This is a genomic window from Clostridium sp. AM27-31LB, from assembly GCF_003480745.1.
In the GTDB taxonomy this organism is placed as follows: domain Bacteria; phylum Bacillota; class Clostridia; order Lachnospirales; family Lachnospiraceae; genus Butyribacter; species Butyribacter intestini.
In genome coordinates this window covers 1-17660 of the sequence record NZ_QUJS01000010.1, presented here as the reverse complement: position 1 = coordinate 17660, position 17660 = coordinate 1, and the positions used below count along the sequence as shown (strand labels likewise).

Annotated in this window: 10 protein-coding genes and 7 tRNA genes; all 17 read right to left on the bottom strand. The window is 36.0% G+C overall.

The annotated features are described in order from the left end of the window. Positions 1 to 3444 carry a PD-(D/E)XK nuclease family protein gene (locus DW721_RS13105; RefSeq protein ID WP_118746017.1) on the bottom strand — a complete coding sequence of 1148 codons (3444 nt, stop codon included), beginning with the start codon at positions 3442 to 3444 and terminating at the stop codon, positions 1 to 3. Positions 3445 to 3849: 405 nt separating this feature from the next. After that, entirely contained in the window at positions 3850 to 4317 is a 468-nt protein-coding gene (locus DW721_RS13100) for a hypothetical protein (protein WP_055946259.1), read from the bottom strand. Positions 4318 to 4383: 66 nt separating this feature from the next. Continuing rightward, the gene (locus tag DW721_RS13095) at positions 4384 to 6984 is read right to left on the bottom strand and encodes a bacterial Ig-like domain-containing protein (protein ID WP_182436326.1); all 2601 of its coding nucleotides are present in this window, start codon (positions 6982 to 6984) and stop codon (positions 4384 to 4386) included. 242 nt (positions 6985 to 7226) lie between these two features. After that, positions 7227 to 8498: a GHKL domain-containing protein gene (locus DW721_RS13090; RefSeq protein ID WP_118746015.1), complete on the bottom strand. Its 1272-nt coding sequence runs from the start codon at positions 8496 to 8498 to the stop codon at positions 7227 to 7229. Further along, positions 8495 to 9241, bottom strand: coding sequence for a LytTR family DNA-binding domain-containing protein (locus tag DW721_RS13085; RefSeq protein ID WP_118746014.1), 747 nt, complete (start codon positions 9239 to 9241; stop codon positions 8495 to 8497). The genes DW721_RS13090 and DW721_RS13085 overlap by 4 nt, the downstream gene beginning before the upstream one ends. A 435-nt stretch (positions 9242 to 9676) precedes the next feature. Beyond that, entirely contained in the window at positions 9677 to 10669 is a 993-nt protein-coding gene (locus tag DW721_RS13080; RefSeq protein ID WP_118746013.1) for a hypothetical protein, read from the bottom strand. Between the two features lie 314 nt (positions 10670 to 10983). Further along, on the bottom strand, positions 10984 to 11148 hold the full coding sequence (locus DW721_RS16165; protein WP_022014132.1) for a hypothetical protein: 165 nt from the start codon (positions 11146 to 11148) through the stop codon (positions 10984 to 10986). A 1153-nt stretch (positions 11149 to 12301) separates the two neighbouring features. Continuing rightward, positions 12302 to 13249 (bottom strand): ROK family glucokinase, encoded by a 948-nt coding sequence (locus DW721_RS13070; protein ID WP_118499683.1) that lies wholly within the window; start codon positions 13247 to 13249, stop codon positions 12302 to 12304. A gap of 368 nt (positions 13250 to 13617) precedes the next feature. Beyond that, positions 13618 to 15057, bottom strand: coding sequence for a hypothetical protein (locus tag DW721_RS13065; RefSeq protein WP_118746011.1), 1440 nt, complete (start codon positions 15055 to 15057; stop codon positions 13618 to 13620). Between the two features lie 451 nt (positions 15058 to 15508). Continuing rightward, positions 15509 to 16435, bottom strand: coding sequence for a DUF6512 family protein (locus tag DW721_RS13060; RefSeq protein ID WP_118746010.1), 927 nt, complete (start codon positions 16433 to 16435; stop codon positions 15509 to 15511). A gap of 372 nt (positions 16436 to 16807) precedes the next feature. Then, positions 16808 to 16880 (bottom strand) — tRNA-Lys (locus tag DW721_RS13055). Between the two features lie 27 nt (positions 16881 to 16907). Further along, positions 16908 to 16980, bottom strand: a tRNA-Phe gene (locus DW721_RS13050). 23 nt (positions 16981 to 17003) lie between these two features. Next, positions 17004 to 17077: transfer RNA gene (locus DW721_RS13045), tRNA-Met, on the bottom strand. Between the two features lie 47 nt (positions 17078 to 17124). Beyond that, positions 17125 to 17206 (bottom strand) — tRNA-Tyr (locus tag DW721_RS13040). A gap of 27 nt (positions 17207 to 17233) precedes the next feature. Further along, positions 17234 to 17306, bottom strand: a tRNA-Thr gene (locus DW721_RS13035). A gap of 10 nt (positions 17307 to 17316) precedes the next feature. Then, positions 17317 to 17389 (bottom strand) — tRNA-Val (locus DW721_RS13030). Positions 17390 to 17397: 8 nt separating this feature from the next. After that, positions 17398 to 17471 (bottom strand) — tRNA-Asp (locus tag DW721_RS13025). Positions 17472 to 17660: the final 189 nt, after the last annotated feature.

Genomic DNA, 17660 nt, shown 5'->3' with positions numbered 1-17660 from the left:
TCATTCCTCCTCCGACAGTTCCCCATGAATAATTCTCATAACATCATCATCCGACAATTTTTCAAACATCCTGTAATCATTGCCATAAAGCCTGCTGTCAAATCTGCACACACTCCTGAACGCACAATACATACAGGCTGATTTTGGCTGTGACTCATTTGTCTTATACGGATTTACAAGTGTTTTTCCGTCAAGTATCTCCTCCGACATATCTACAACTTTTTTCTCCGTAAATTTAATAAGCTCATTAAGACAATCTGTATTTGTGACACCTGAGCTTTTCTTAAGCTGACCTTTTTTCCCGGTTTCAATATTGCTTACGGAAGACACATAATCAGGCTGGTACACGCCGTTGTTCTGCTCAAGATTTCTGTCACTTCCCTCAAGCATAGGAAAATCTCCGTTTACAAGCCCGTTCATCGCAAGCGATTCCAAAGTTTTCTGCTCAAAATTTTCAGGTGTAACCTTTTCATTTAAGATAGGGTCTTTTATCCTGTAATAGAGCATACCCGCAGGCACAACTATCTTTTCAGCCTTAGATTTCTTATCAATGCTCGCCTTAAGATAAATGACAAGCTGCATCTGAAGTCCGTAATAAAGTTCACTGAGCGACAATTCCTTGTTTCCTGTCTTATAATCGACAACCCTCACATAGTCCTTTGAACCGTCCGAAAATCCGTCGAGTCTGTCAATCTTTCCGACAAGTTTTATAAGTTCCTCATCTGTATCTTTGGCTTTTCCGACAGTTTCAAAAATCAGCTCACTCTCAATAGTGTCAAAACTTCCCTGACCCATCTGTTTTGAAATTGCCCATATCGTCTTATTAACAACATTGTGAATACGCTTTATCATATACCGGTTTCTGCTCGTGTCCCTCATAATACCGTCTTTACAGAGACTTACCGCTTTCTCCACACATTCGCCTGCTATCTTTTCCTGCTCTTTTTTATCAACATCCTGCCATCTCCTGTTTCCTGCAAGAAGTATCTTAGTGTACATATCAAGTGCATCATGAACGATATTTCCTATATCATAGGCTTCAATGGTGTGTTCCTGTCTCTCCTGCAGCTTAAGTCCGTATTGCATAAAATATGAAAATGCACAAGCCGCATATCTCTCAAGCTGTGATGTACTTCCTCTGAGATTTTCAGGATAAAGGCTCTTTGCGATTTTTTTGGAAATACTGCTCTTGTTTTCCTTAAAGAAAGCCGCTGTCAATATGTTATCAAGCGTTTTTTTATTCTCCTCTGAGTCAAAATAACAATTATATATCTCCTGCCATTTTTTATCAGAAAAATCTCCATTTCTAAGACCTGCGATAAGATATTTCTTTCCCTCATCATCAGACCAAGCATTTTCTTCGCTCTGTTTTCGCTCCTCAAATTTGACACTTACTGACGGAAAAATCTTATTTATCCTCGAAATAATATACGACGGCTCGTTTACACTTCCGTCCCTCTCGCTGTCGCAATATGTTATATATAGGTGTTTTGATGGCTTTGTCAGGTTTAAATAAAGATAAAACTGCTCCGTATATACCTGCTGCCTTGCCGTCGGTGCAAGTTCAAATTCATTTTCCGCAAGAAAATTTCTCTCCGACTCCGAAATAATACCGCCGCTTCCATTACCCTTTGGAATATTTGAAGAGTTAGCACCCACAAGAAACAAGTATTTTATATTTGAAATCCTTGTTCTCGACATATCACCAGCCATAACCTGGTCTATCCCCGGCGGAATTACTCCTATCCTTGCCTCCGAAAAACCAACATCAAGAATATCCTTAAATTCCTTTAGCGACATTTCCTCATCACCCATCAGCGAGACAAGTTTTTCAAATACTTCTATCACCATGCCGTAAAGCTGTCTGTACTCACTCGCCATATCAAAATTTTCATTTTCTTCGTATTCGTCAGCAAATTCCATCAGCTTCTCATAAAAATGCTGTCTCTCAAAAAACTCAAACAATGATGCCGCATATTCTCTGACCGTATGCTTTCCTTTTGCCGTTTTTTCATAAAGCTCTGACAGATTTTCCAGAACACCAAGCCTGACATTCTCGACAACTCCGTTTGCAAAATCCTTTGACTCGTCAGTCATCCTTCTGTAGGCATATGCCGTGTTCCATTCCCTGTTCCACGATTTAAAACCTCTGATTCCCGTAGCCAGAAGATAATTATCAAGAATATCATTCTGACTGTCACTCGTCCACGAAAGACAGCTTTTCAGATAGTCCATCACATCCTCATAAGTAAAATCTTTTATTATTATCTGCAAAAGTGCATCTATGGCACGCACCGGCACACTCGACTGAACACCTCTTTTCTGGTCGACAAAGCAGGCAATCCCAGCCTTTTTCATTGAGTGTTCGATAATGCTTCCGTATGTTTCAAGACTTCCTGCAACAATCGCAATATCCCTATAACGACAGCCGCCGACAAGCAGTCCTTTTATTTTCTGAACTACAAAATCAACCTCGTCCTCGGCATATTTAAGCACATGGCAGCTTATATCAGAAACCTCATTTTTCTTATTGTATCTCTTATACGGATACCTGAACAGATTGCGTTCAAGCCATTCAAGTTCCTCCGACTCACCAAATCTTGTCTGACTTATCTCTTTTCCCGTCCATATGTCATCCAAAACCTCAACACCTGTCTCACTCGCAATCTGCCTTATATTATGAACAGTCTTTCTGCTCATAAAAAATAACTGATAATTTTTTCCTTTATTTATAACCGACTCCCTATCATCAGCCGTCACCGTCACATAGACCATTTCAGCCGTCTTGATAAGCTCACGCAAAAGCCTGTACTGAAGTGGTGTAAAACCTGTAAAGCCGTCAAGACATATAACAGCCCCTTTAAGAAGTTCTGACTGTGAGACAACATCGGCAAAGACACTCAGAAGTTCCTCAGAAGTAATATAATTCTTTTCAATATATTCCTTAAATGACTTAAAAGCCACAGACATATCCTGCAATTTATATTTAAGAACCGGTTTCTTTTCAGAAGCCTTAATCATCCGTTCTATCTCGTCCTCATCAGCACCGTACTGTATAAGTTCAGACATAAACGATTTGATTTCTGAAATATAGCCGTCCTTATTTATATTTCTTCCAAAATATTTAAGCTCGTCCTTATTCTGTCCAAGCACTTTTTTCAATATCATAATCTTTCCAAGGTCATCAAGCACCGACAAATTTCCCACACCGGTCTCCGAAAACACCCTGTATGCAAGCCTGACAAAACTCTGCACATCAACATTCATAATGCCGTGTCCCGGACTTATCTTTATCATATCTTTCTGCGTCTGCATGGTAAACTGCTCAGGCACTATCATAATGTAATCCTTTTTAGGATTGTTCACAGCCTCCTCCATAATCTTATGCTGTAAAAAATAAGTCTTACCTCTGCCCGAACCACCAAAAATAAACTGAACTGCCATCCCGTTATCCTTTCTCCTGTATAAACATCAATATATCATAAATTCGCAAGATAAGAGAAATCGCACTCTTGCACTAAATTTACAAATAAGATATAACATAAATAATAAAATTTAACTATACTACACATCTGGATTTTTGAATAGTCATTAAATAAATTATCCAAACCAAATAAAAAATCTTATATCTAAGTATAACATAAAATACAAGTCAACAGACTTACATTTACAAAAAACTATATCAGTTCAGTAAATAATAAAAAAATTGTATGTCTGCTATAACAGGAATTTGCGATACTCTCATAAAAACAAACAAAATGTGCGGATATAGAAATTATTGTTCTATCCGCACATTTCTTACAATCCTATAAGTTTCACAAATTCCGTCCCCAAATATTTTCAAATTCCCTACAATCTCTGCTCATCAAGTACCGCTTTTACCGCATCCAAAATAAGCTTTTCCGTGTACATGGAATTTTTTGATAAAACAACTTCATCAATCGACACCCCAGCCGAAAGCTGTTTTGACACATCTTTAACTGCCGATTTCATCAGCGGATACATAGTCTCAACAGACTCATCTAAATTTTTGACTTTAACAGATTTAACCTGTTCTTCATCAAGGGCAACTTCGAGATTTATTGTTTTTTCCCCTATTACAAACTGGCTCTCATAAATTCCCGCTCTATATATTGCATCATTTTTATATGTACTGCTTTCGTTGTTTATGGTACTCTGTGTACTTTCACTTTTAGGCGAATTCTGTCTGCCAAACATAAAAAACAAAACTATCAGCAGCAAAACACCTATTCCAACAAACACAGCCGTATATACAACTTCTTTCATACGCAAAACCACAATTTTTGTTTTCGACATAGCAACCCCCATAAATTAAATCTTATTACTAAATATATATGCGTTATGAAAGAAGTTTATTACTCCCTACCTCAATGTCTTTTTAGCAACTGCCTTAGACCATGTACTGTAATATTTCTTTTTGCCAATCTTACGATATGTTCTAACCTGTATATAATAAGTTTTGCGACCCTTTAATTTTTTTATAGTTGCAGATGTTCTGGTATTTCTTGTCAATGTTATTGTCTTTGAACCTTTCATGTTTTTCTTCAAAGAATATCTTATCTGATAACCGTTTGTTTTAACTTTCTGTGCTTTTACCTTTACAACAAGTTTCTTAGAACCCGCTTTTACCTTTGCTATTTTTGTTCCTTTAGGATTTTTAGACGATGTTTTTGTCGGTTTCTTTGTCGGTTTCTTTGTCGCAGCCGCATCATCATCCGGTGCTGTCGTTGGGTTTGCACTAGCTGTAACAGATGGTGTTCTCGTCGGTTTTACTGTTGCTGTTGCTTTTGGTGTAGCCGTCGGTTTTTTCGTTGGCTTTACTGTAGGAGTTGCCGTTGGCTCACTCTTAGCTTTTACAGTAACATAATATGAAGTAGTAAGTCCATTGCAAGTTACCGTAATTTTCTGTATGCCGGTCTTTTCCTTATCATAACCACTGTAAGTAACATCCGCATTATTTACCATCAGCTCTTCACCGTTTTTCAATACATAATATACTTTATTTCCAGTAGTGTCGAGTTCCTGTCCCTGTTCAAAAGACTTATTTGCTACAACACAGCCAAGTCCAACTGCTAATACCACCTTTATCTTGTATTTTGCAGTCAATCCAAGATATTTAACCGTTACTTCCTGTTCACCCACTTTATTTAAGTTGCTAAGGTCATATCCTGTACAAGTGGCAAGCGAAGTTCCGTTTTCAACTAACTGCTTAGTTCCGTCCGACTTAGTAACATATAATTTAAAGTTTGGTTTGAACTGAGTCCCATATGGATAAACCGGTGTCTCGTCAGTCTCAACACTGATTTCTTTTGCATCTACTACATTAATATCATACTGTGCCGTTAAATCCTTATAAGAAACCGTAACGGTCTGCTTACCCTCCTTGTTCATATCATAACCGCTGCAGGTAACATATGTATTTTCAGCGTTTGTATCTTTTATAAGAACTTCTTTACCGTCTTTTGCTACAACATATAATTTAAAATCAGTTTTTAATTTACTTCCTATAAGATATGTTGTATTTTCGCTTGGCACAACCTTGATATGATCCATTTCGAGCACTTCAATATCATATGTTGTTTCAAGCCCCATATATCTGACCGTAACAGTCTGTTTACCCGGTTTACTCAAGTCATATCCGCTATATGCCGCATTCTCTTTAACTCCATACCAGGTCTTTTTATTATTTTCAACTGTAAGTTCTATTTCGCTGTTCTTTTCAAGATTTTGACCCACAAAATACTGTGTCCTCGGATTGACAACTTTTATACCGGTTACCTCTTCTGCGTCATCAAATATCTGTCTTTGGTAATGAGAAACTCCGAACAATTCTGCCTGTATCCCAAAATATGTATAATACGGTGCTTTTCCGGAAATATTTCTACTATCGCCTTTACCATAATAAACATTCGGACTATCCCATGTCAGGTCCATAAAATGCCATGAATTATTGTAATATACAACATTCCATTCATGATTGCAATCAAACTTCGACTTATTTTCAGTGCCATCATCTAATGCACCTCCTGTTCCCTCGATACACATACTTGGGATACCTGCTGCACGGAACATAAGCTCGCCAAGCGAGGCATATCCTGAACATACTGCAAGTCCATCTTCAAATGCTCTGTCAATTCCATATTTTTCCCCATACTTATAGGATGTATCAATATTAGTAGTATTTCCACTTGTTGTACCTTGAATAGCCGGATAATTGTACGCTACATTCGTACATATCCAGTCATGGATAATCTTAATTTTCTCGCCATCATTTTTACAATCCTTAGTAAGTTCTTTTGCTTTTTCAACAATCTTCTCAAATGACTTGCAGGCAATATTTGTGAATGTTCTTGTCTTAAGATAATTCTCAGGTTTATAATTTGCATTAAAGTCCTCCAAAGCCTTAACTGCGGCTGCACCGTATGGAGAATAGATTGAGATTTTTCCGTTTTCCTTTTCAAGATATATAGGAAAATTATAGCAAAGAGTTGTTTTTTTAGTTGTTTTTAAACCTACTTTAGTCGTCGTCACCAAACTTACACTGACAGTAAGAGTGTTTATAGTTTGAGCAATACTTGAAACATCTTGCGATATGTTACAAGTATTTCCATCAAAATTTCTGGAAGTTAATGGTTTTGCGGTGGATGTTCCTGTTGCTACATTATCTATGTATAAATCCAAATCCGCTTGATAATATGCTTTAGTTGCACCGTCGGCAATCGCTGCTTTGACATTTTTCTCAGCCTCTGTGTCAGTCAGATTAATAGTAAGCTTATTTTCCTCAAGCTTGTAATCCCAATAATGACTCAACAGTTCAGACATATCAGATGATTTGATTTCCGTTACATCTGCTTTCATAAAAGCATCTGCTTTTTTAGGAGAAATAGCAGTCATAGAAAGCATCATACTTAAACTTAATATAACCGCAAGTATCTTTCTTTGTGTTTTTTTTGTTTTGTTCATAGGCATTTCCTCTCTTTCAGTTATTTATTGATTAAACCCTTTTTTATGTTCATATTTTCCTTTTCGTCTGAAAGCATCTTTTAATTTTGGCTCTGTCAACGCTATAGTTATTATACTACCCGGCATCACTTAATTGTGACAATATGTGTGAATCGCCCCAAAATGCGGTTAAATCGACCTAAAAACACGCATAAACGACAAAAACAGCAGTCTCAATATTTTACATACTGAAACTGCTGCCTTTATATCACTACCCTTAAGATAAACATATCTCCCTTTGTATTAAAAGAACACATTCCGTTATATTTATTCACAACCGAGCATATACTTTTAGTACCGACACCATGTCCCTCTGCCTTCGTGACAGGCATACCATCATTAAATAACACATTCTGACGGCAGGTGTTTGAAATCTGTATAAAAATCCTGTTATCCTTTTCATATCCGTTCACGCTTATCTCCGTTGAAATATTCTGCGTCATAAGAAATTTGCATTCATTTAACGCATTTTCAAGTGCATTTGCAAGAATTATGCACATATCGACAGATGAAATCCTAATATCCCTGCCAAGCACAAACTTAATTTCACAACTGATACCTGATTTTTCAAAACGCTGTGCATATGCTGTCAATATCAAGTTTGCCGTCTCATTCTGACAATAATCAACAACTTTTTGTGCTTCAATCTCCTTGCACACTGAATTAATGTATTCCAATGCCTGTTTATTCTGATTATTTGCTATGCATGAAGCAATATACTGCATATGATGACGCAGGTCATGTCTGTGTGCAGCCGCCTGTTCCTGACTCTTTCTCAAAAAATCAATCTCCTTAACAGACTGTTTTGCCTGCATCTCAAATGCATTCTTTTCCTGCTCCAGTCTGTATCTGGTCTTTTCCTGTTTTGTACTCTGTTTGACATAAATAAGGAAAAACAGACATGAAAATGTCGGCATAAATTCAGCAACAATATAACTTCCCTCATACAAAAGCTTCGTATATACAACCGTTGAATAATCGAACAGATAATAAACTATCGGCACTATGGCAAAAGTCCACATCTCTGCTGCCGGACGCATAATCATCTCTCTCACGGATGCAACTACATATTTTAATAATAAAATCAAAAACGGAACAGTTATGATAATCTGCACTATCTGCAGCAACCCATCACTATTTTTAAAGGCAAATGTAAACAAAAGTGCCAGCCACCGCCTGAACTGACAGCACAAATAAGCAGTCAGCACCGAAGATAGACTGCTCAAAAAGCGTTTTGTTATAACCCATAATACTATCACAAGCGGAATATGTGCAAAAACCGGATAAAACTCATGAACAACCCTTTCTCCATAAAAATAATAAACTATTCCTTCTATTATAAGAGCCACTCCAACAGTAAAAACAATTAGATTTCTTTGCTTTTTTTCTTTCCCAATTCCACAAAAAGCAGCCGACAATATACTTCCAAATATACTCACGGCTATATAATTTATCAGCGTAATCAACTCACTCATACGCTTCCTCCCACATTTGTAAATAATTCATTTTCAAACGCATATTCCAAATATCGTTCTTTTGTCTGAGTATATTTTCCATGTGGTATAGGAATTTTTGCTCCGGATTTCATTATTATATTTTTCTGAGATATATTTTCTATATACCTCAAATTAGTAAGATAAGAGCGATGCGGACGGATAAAACAGCCAAATTTTCTCAGCTTTTCCTCAATATCTGTTATCTTTACCGTACTTTTTAAGCTTGTACCATCAGCAAGACATATCACAAGTGCCCTGTTTACCACCTCGCAATATTCAAGATTTTTTACATCAATCTTATTTATTCCATTATCACATTTGACAATAAAAAACTCTGATTTTTCCCTCTCCCACTCAGAATACAACCTATCAATAAGCTTAAAAAAGCTTTCCCGTCTCACCGGCTTTAATTCATAATAAAACGCTCCCACTGTATATGACTGTACCGCAAATTCAGGTGACGAAGTCAGGAAAACAATCCTGACATCCTTATCGGTCTTTCTCAGTTCACGAGCCACCTCTATTCCGTTATCATCATTCATAAGAATATCTAAAAACAACGCATCATAACATCCGCTCTGTTCCATTTTCGTCAAAAGTTCAAGCGGACTTTGAAACACATCGCAGCTAATCTCTCTGTCGTAATCTTTGCAATATTCAGCCAGCAAACTCTTTATTTCGTTTAATACTGATATTTCATCATCACATATTGCTATCTTCATCTGAATCCTCCATTTTATGTTCTCTTGTCTTTGGTATAATTCAAGCAGATATCCGCAATCCACTCTGCTATTTGCTCATAACACTACTTGTGTATTGACTTATTTATAGTGTTAAATCAATCTAAAAACAGTCAACCAGACAATAAAGATACCGATTTAATGATAAAACAAAAGACAAAAAATGAAAATACCTAATATATAAATTTTACAAAACTACTGTAACAGTTCAGCCATAAAAAGATAATCAGCAATGCATAAGCCCGCTTAATGAATTGCTGATTATCTTTTTATGGTAGAATAGCCTTTCATCTCTGAAATGAAATAAACAATAGCTGCATCGCAGCGACTGACAGCTTGCTGGCAGGTTTATGAATGTTAGAGATGAAAGGCTGAACTGTTACAAAGATTACTCTCTAATCATTATTCCAGCAAATTTTACCGCTTCTTTCTTTTATAACAAATTACTGCTGCCACAATCACAAAAACAGCTCCAACAGCCGCTGCAACTGTTTTTTTTACATCTGTCCCATTATTTCCCCTGCCAGCTCCATTATAGCAGGTGTTTATTTTTCCAGCCCTCTGATTATTATCATCGCTTACCTCGTCCTCTAAATCCAAGCCATCATCCGCATTAGTCCCATTTTTATCTGATAAAGTTCCATTTCCGCATACATATTTACTTTTCTTGTCACCGGAACTATTCCCATTCCTGCCGGATATTTTTGCCGTATTTTTTAAATATTTAGTTATTATCTTCTTCTTTTCATCATAGCTTAATTTCTTAAATTTGATATATTTAACATCCGAATGTTCTACCAGATTATCCCCTGAGCCACCCATTAATACTCCACCGGTACCGGAGCCATCATATACCATCTCATTTTTATTCTTTGTCTGTGCATATATCTTTCCATTCATCCAATAAAACAAAGTATTGTCAGTTATCTTATTTTTCATACCGGTATATTTGTCCCAGATCTTATCATAATCAAATTTAATTTTGCCCTCCTCCACATAAATAGTAAACAAACTCACTTTCTCATTATTCTTCTTTACCACAAAATAATATGTGTAGCCGGTATATTTTTCATCCTCATCGTTAATATCATAAATTATAAAAGGATTACAGATAACAATTTTGTCATTATCCTTTAAATCTCCTACCGCATCATGCAGATCCTTATAAGCTAATGGTACTTTTTGCAAAAAATCATAATCGCTTTCATTTTTATGCTTTTCATAATATTTCATAACTTTATCAACATTCTTTTTAAACAAAACAGGTGCATTTTTCATAACATTTTCCGGAATATACTTTGCATAAATACCATTCTTCACCAATTCAACAGAATACGCCTTTGCCCTCACCGTACTAAATCCACAAACGAAAGCCAAAATCAAAACCAGATTAACAATAATTTTTTTCATAACCATCCGCCTCCCTTATTACCATTTATAACTAATAACGATACAACCACCCAAAATGATGCAAAAAATTTTTATTTTAGTTCAAGCAAAAAAACAGGACTGCTTTGATATAACTTCATAGCAATCCCTCTTCCCACATATATTCGCCTTATACAATCATTTTTTCAAAAACTCTTTTTTGCTTCCACCCATTAAATCATTTACTCTCTCACCCCCGGGTAGAGTAAAGAGTGAGAGAGCCGTTTTATTCCCCGGTACCCAATTATACAACGCTTTGCAAAAACGATGTTTTTAATAAAACAGCATCATTTTTATTATTTTTCAGTATGTTCTGCCACAAACTTGTCTAAACCGTCAGGCTGTTCAGACTCATACCATAAAAGCTTACAGCTTCTTGCTGCTACAGGTGCAACCATTACTGCCAATGCACATATAGCTGTGCCGTACTTTACGACAATATCAGAAAAAGTCTTTTTCATAGTTCATTTTTCTCCTTTCTTTAAAATTTCATCAGGAAACTTTTTTCAATCGTTTTCCAATGTAATTTAACTATACCACAAAAAATGAGTTGTGAACGAAATTAGGACTGAGAGGTCGAAATACAGGACTGAAATGCAAAAAATTGAGTTTTTTGGTCATTTTTTCATAAAAATTTACCTCTCACACCCCAATTTTGACCTCTCAGTCCAATTCTATAGTTATTTATATAAAAATGTTTTATAATGAAATAACAAAATCTGAGTTATACTTTTAACAGAAAAGAGGAACAAATGATTATATCAAAAAAAATAAGTTCATCTATTGCTGAAACATTATCTGCCAATAATATAATCTCCGAGCAGGAAATTCCTATTTATTCTTATTGTCTTGACTATATTATAGAATTGTTTTTCCTGTTTATATTTGCAGTCTTATATGGTGTGTTTTCACACAAACTGCCTGAAACACTTATATTTTTGGCTGTTTTTACACCACTTCGCTCTTTCGGCGGCGGATTTCATGCATCCACTCCAAAACGGTGTGCCATACTTTCACTTATCACCTTTGTATTTGTGCTTTATTCAGGTGCAATATCCTCCGCACTTACATGGCAATGGACTGCTGCCTTTGCAATATCACTGTCTGTAATAGCTGTTTTATCCCCTGTCGGCACCAAAAACAGACCTATGACTCCTGAGCGAAAAATTTCGCTAAAAAAACGCTGCCTGCTGTTCTGTGTTATCTTAACAATACTTTACATATTTTTTTATTTACACAACCTGCAAAGATTATACGGAACACTTGCCATATGTATGTTGATAAATTTAATAAATATTGTAGCAGGTTATATTTTAGAAAAAACTAATCAAATCCATAGATGACTCTGTTATACACAAGATAATAATCTATCCTATAATTACTGATACTGAACTTAGACGCAAGTTAAATATACCTGAGAATTTTTAAAACACGAAAGTCTGTTTTTTGTCTGCATAAGTAACACCTTTCCCCACTGCCTAATACTCTATGCACTAGAGTCGTGGGAATGTTTATCTGCATTCATACTTTGTAAAATTCATGAATTTTACAAAGTTTTTCATAGACTTTCGTGTTTTATTTTAAATTTTATTCAATAATTTTCTTTACCAAAAATTACTGGAGTACCATGCGTACTGCACCGTACATTCCAGCATCATTTCCAAGCTCCGCAAGTCTGAACTCTGTATTTTTAAGTGCAAACATTACATTCTTCTTATACTGCTCTTTAACAATGTCGATAACTACAGGACCATTCTTAGAAAGTCCTCCACCGATTACAAATGCCTGTGTGTCAACTACTGAAGCTACATTTCCGAGTCCCATTCCAAGATATATAGCAAACTCATTTACTGCTTCTGCTGCAAGCTCGTCTCCTGCCTTATAAGCGTCAAAAACCTCTTTGCCACCTATTTCATCAGCAGCAAATTTTCTAAGCTCTGACGGCTTGTCAGACGCTTCAAGACGCTCTTTAGCCATTCTTATAACACCTGTTGCCGAACTGTACTGTTCAAGACAACCCTTACATCCGCATCCGCAGGTAAGAGTTTCTTTAGGATTTACAGTTATATGACCTATCTCACCGGCAGCTCCATTCTCACCGGTAAGGATTTTGCCATCCATAATAATTCCACCACCTACACCTGTTCCAAGCGTAACCATAACGATATTGTCAAAACCGCGTCCGCCGCCACGCCACTGCTCACCAAGAGCTGCAACATTTGCATCATTACCAACCTTAACTTTCTCAACTCCGGTAAGTTTACTCATCTCATCTGCAACCGAGAAAATCCCCCAGCCGAGATTTGCACACTTAAGAACTCGTCCGTCCTCTGTTATAGGACCCGGAACACCCATGCCAATACCGAGAATATCGTCTGTCTCAATAGATTTCTCTGTATTCTTTTCCTTAATAGACTTCACAATGTCAGGAAGAATATTTTCTCCATTGTTTTCTTTTCTGGTAACAATTTCCCACTTTTCAAGCATATCGCCCTTTTCGTCAAAAAGTCCCATCTTGACCGTAGTTCCACCTATATCAATTCCATAAATATACTTTGTCATATTGTTCCACCTTTCTTTTTATTACAATATTTTCTTAATACAATTTTTTCTAATCACCGTTGGTTATTATGTATATAATTTTTTACTATTTTTATATTACATTTTACTGCTTATTACTCGTAATACTTATATACCAATTTAAATATCAGTACTATTCACACCTTTAATGCAACCGCTAAAAATTATCTGCACCTATTTATAGAGTTGCAACTTATTGACTAAAACATTGTTTCTATATAATTTACAACAGCACTTTAATCTCTTTACAATATTACTTGTATTTTTTATATTTTCATACTCTTGTTATACCACTACTTTAAATTGCAGCTTTATTTATATTTTACTATGATAAAATTTGAAACCGGTTATTATAACTCCTCGACAGCCTCATATCTGATACGAAGTTCAGGCATTTTTTTCATCTCAGTATAATAATTAACTGCCCAGTCATCGCCCTGACTTTCGTCATTTTCACCTGTTGCCGGTGGTGCAAACATCTTCAATGTAAGAACCTGTCCATCTTTTACCTCCGAATCAAAGAACGCAGGCATAAGGTCAACTGTCTTAGTCTCAGGTGCTTTATAGAACCACTTTCCGTTTATCTCCATCATGATATTAAGTTCTTCTTCAAAAGTAATCTCAAAAAATTCCGGATTTCCTTCCATCTTAATATCAATGGCAACACCGTCTGCGTCCTCAGAACCGCCCCAGCGCATCTTTGCAGGGAGTTCCAACTTATCTTTTTCCTCGATAACCGGCTGGAAATAAGGGTCTTTCAAAATTTCCTGATACTGTTTAAGTAACGGCTGTGCTATTCCAACAGATTTATTGTTTGGATCTTCGATTTCAAGACCAAGCCGTCCTCTGTCTCTAAACTGGTACATAGAAAAACCATCAAACCAATCCGCATCATCCGATTTTATTCTTTCAACAAATCTCTTAATTGACTCACCCTGTCGTCTCGGACCTGTCACATCTCCATCCGTGTTAAACTCAGATATAACAAGAGGTTTGCATACATTGTCAGCAACCTTTGTAAGACGCTTTGAAGTCTTTTCAAGCCTTTCCACAAATGTATCAAGCGGTGTCACTGCATAGCTGTCTCCGCCTTTCTCGCAAACATCAAACGGCCAGCCGTAATGAAGTGCAAGATAACAGTCATTTGACCAGTAATCCGCGACTTTGTATGCCTCCGTGAACTCCTTCTCGTACTGGATAGGTGCATCATTATCAAGACTTGTAACTGAACCTCCACAATACACAATAGATACATTTGGAGCTTCCTCCTTGACAATCTTTGCAAATCTTACAAAAAAATCACCAATATCCTGATATGAAAATCTCTGATTGTGTGTAAACCAGTCACCTGTGCACTCATGGTTTATACGAAGTCTCATTCTTCCAAAAGTTATAAGTTCCTTTGCAATCTGCCTGAGATATTCATCCTCCAAAGAACAGTCAATCGTAAGTGTCAGTGCAACATCCTGTCCGTGCTTCCTTATATCACGCATAAAAGTAAACGGCTCACCATCCATACTGCCGCCAATGCCACCAAGGTAAGGGAAATAATCGTCATACGGATAATCCCACTGAAAATGAATTTCCATATCCTTGCAAGCCTCACTTATCCTCTGAGGCCATTCCTTATCCTTAGGATAATAGGTGTACATAATACCAATATTTCTGTGAGGTCTGCCGAGCACATTCAATATGTAATCCTGATTTACATATTCGGCTCGCTCACTACCATCCCCTAAGTCAAGACCGCACTTAGCAGGATTTAAAGTAATTCTCTTTAAACTCTCCATAAACTTCCTCATTTCTTTTTATTCTCTGATATTTATTATATGACATTCCCATATGTTGAAGCATATGGCTTTGCTAGGGCTATATCTATCACTATTTCTATATATATTTTATCGCCCATCAATCAGATTTAATAAAAACTTCCACATAAACATACTCATTATAACATACCTAAAACACATTCTGCCACTAAAATATCAGTTTTTGGTTGTTGTCTTTAAGTGTAACAGCTTTTAGTTGTTTTTTTATCATATCTCAACTTTTAGATTTTGTTTTTATATTATAACTGCCCTTTATTTTTATCTTTATATTATAACTGCCTTTTATTTTTGTCTTTATATTATAACTGCCTTTTATTTTTATCTTTATATTATAATTACTTTACCTTATTGCTTTTAAACAATGAAAACTTTTTGTTTTTGTCCATAAATAATAACAGCCTTATTTCAAGTTTTACACCGGACTTATAAAAATCCCCAGATTAAGCGGATGATATGTCAACAATACAAAGACAAAAAGCTGTGCCAGATTAACAATCAACACTGTTTTTCCACAATTTTGTGTCTGTTTTTTATATGAATATATCAACACATGATATTGCACTGCAAACGCAATTAAGACAGCAACGAAAAATGTACTTATATCTACCCATGCAATTTCAAAGCCGAGTATTCCCTTATATCCGTAAAACAAAAACGGTATGCTCCATGTACCGAATATATTTCCAAACAGTCCTGTATATCCTATCTGATGCAACTCATTATTTTTATCTTGCCTGTCATTTACTATTTCCAAATTGTAACCATATATATCCCTATTTATCTTGATATTATTACTTCTATTTTTTTCTTTATATTTTTTACTTTGCATAAATTCCTGTCTTTTAATATACAAATTGCCAAGCATAATATAAATAAGCATAGGTACAAACAACAGCTTCATATGTTCCCATGTTGACTCATTAACAGGTACAAACAATCCAACAAACCACATTTGACCCGACCAATCATACACAAAATGAAACAGCGTTCCCAATATCCCAACAACAAAAAATCCTATTACAACATATTTTTTGTAGAACTCTTTTATACTTTCAAACTCATTTATATCCTTATTATTTTTCTTCTTTTTTATATCCCCAATTTCATTTATATTTTTATATTTCTTTACTTTCTCACTGTTTTTTATATTTTTAAACTTATTTGTATTTTTCTTGTTATTCATGTTTTCAAACTTATTTGTATTTTTCTTCTCTTTTATGTTTTCACTTTCCTTAATATTTTCCTTGTCCTCTTTTTCTTTTCCTGTTATCTTTTTTTCTGCCATAGAATTTTTATTGGAACTAATACTCAAATTACTTTTTTTATTATCCATCAACATACAATTTGTCTCCAAACTTTTTAAACTTTTAAATCATATTTCCAGCTTCCAACAGATAAGTTAAGCTCTTAACAGCTTTTAATATGTATTTTATTATTTATAAGTTGTTTACTAGAATAACTTTTATAAAATCTCCAACAAAGTTTCTAATAAATATTGTATGTAGTAATTGTTATTATATGTAATGTGATTTCTTTACACACTGGAAAGAAATCTTTGTCATAAATCTTCTTTTTTTATTAATATTTATCTCTAAAAATCTTTAACAAAATATATAAGCTTAGTACATTATGTACGGCAACATATTAGATCGATAAAAAAAGGACTTACTACGAAATCGTAATAAGTCCTTTTTTACTTTTATTATTTCAATGAGACACGGGGGATTCGAACCCCCGACAACTTGATTAAAAGTCAAGTGCTCTACCACCTGAGCTAGTATCCCATCTAAAATATGAGGTTTTTACCTCAATGCCCAGAGCCGGAATCGAACCAGCGACACGAGGATTTTCAGTCCTCTGCTCTACCAACTGAGCTATCTGGGCATATAGATAAATAATTATCTAAGTAGCGGGAACAGGATTTGAACCTGTGACCTTCGGGTTATGAGCCCGACGAGCTTCCTAGCTGCTCCATCCCGCGTCATTAAATCCTTTTGGTAAACTCTGCGGTTTATCAACTTAGGTAAATGGGCGGAGATGGATTCGAACCATCGAAGCATAAAGCAGCAGATTTACAGTCTGTCCCCTTTGGCCACTCGGGAATCCGCCCATAACACAACAAATATTCAATTGTGTAAGCCGATGATCGGACTCGAACCGATAACCTGCTGATTACAAATCAGCTGCTCTGCCAATTGAGCCACATCGGCAAAAAATAAATGGGACCTACAGGGCTCGAACCTGTGACCCTCTGCTTGTAAGGCAGATGCTCTCCCAGCTGAGCTAAGATCCCAACTTAAACGACCCGGAAGGGATTCGAACCCTCGACCTCCGCCGTGACAGGGCGGCGCTCTAACCAACTGAGCCACCAGGCCATTCTAGTATAGGTAAAACCTGATACCTTCAAAACTGTATATTGAATATTTCGACTTCCTTTTGATTGCAAGAAGAATCTTCGTTACACTCAAGCACTTGAGCTCCATGTCATTCGTATGCTTTGCATACTTCATGTCATTCCACTCAAATACCGGTCTGACTACAAGTCAAATCTGAAAACAAGTTTT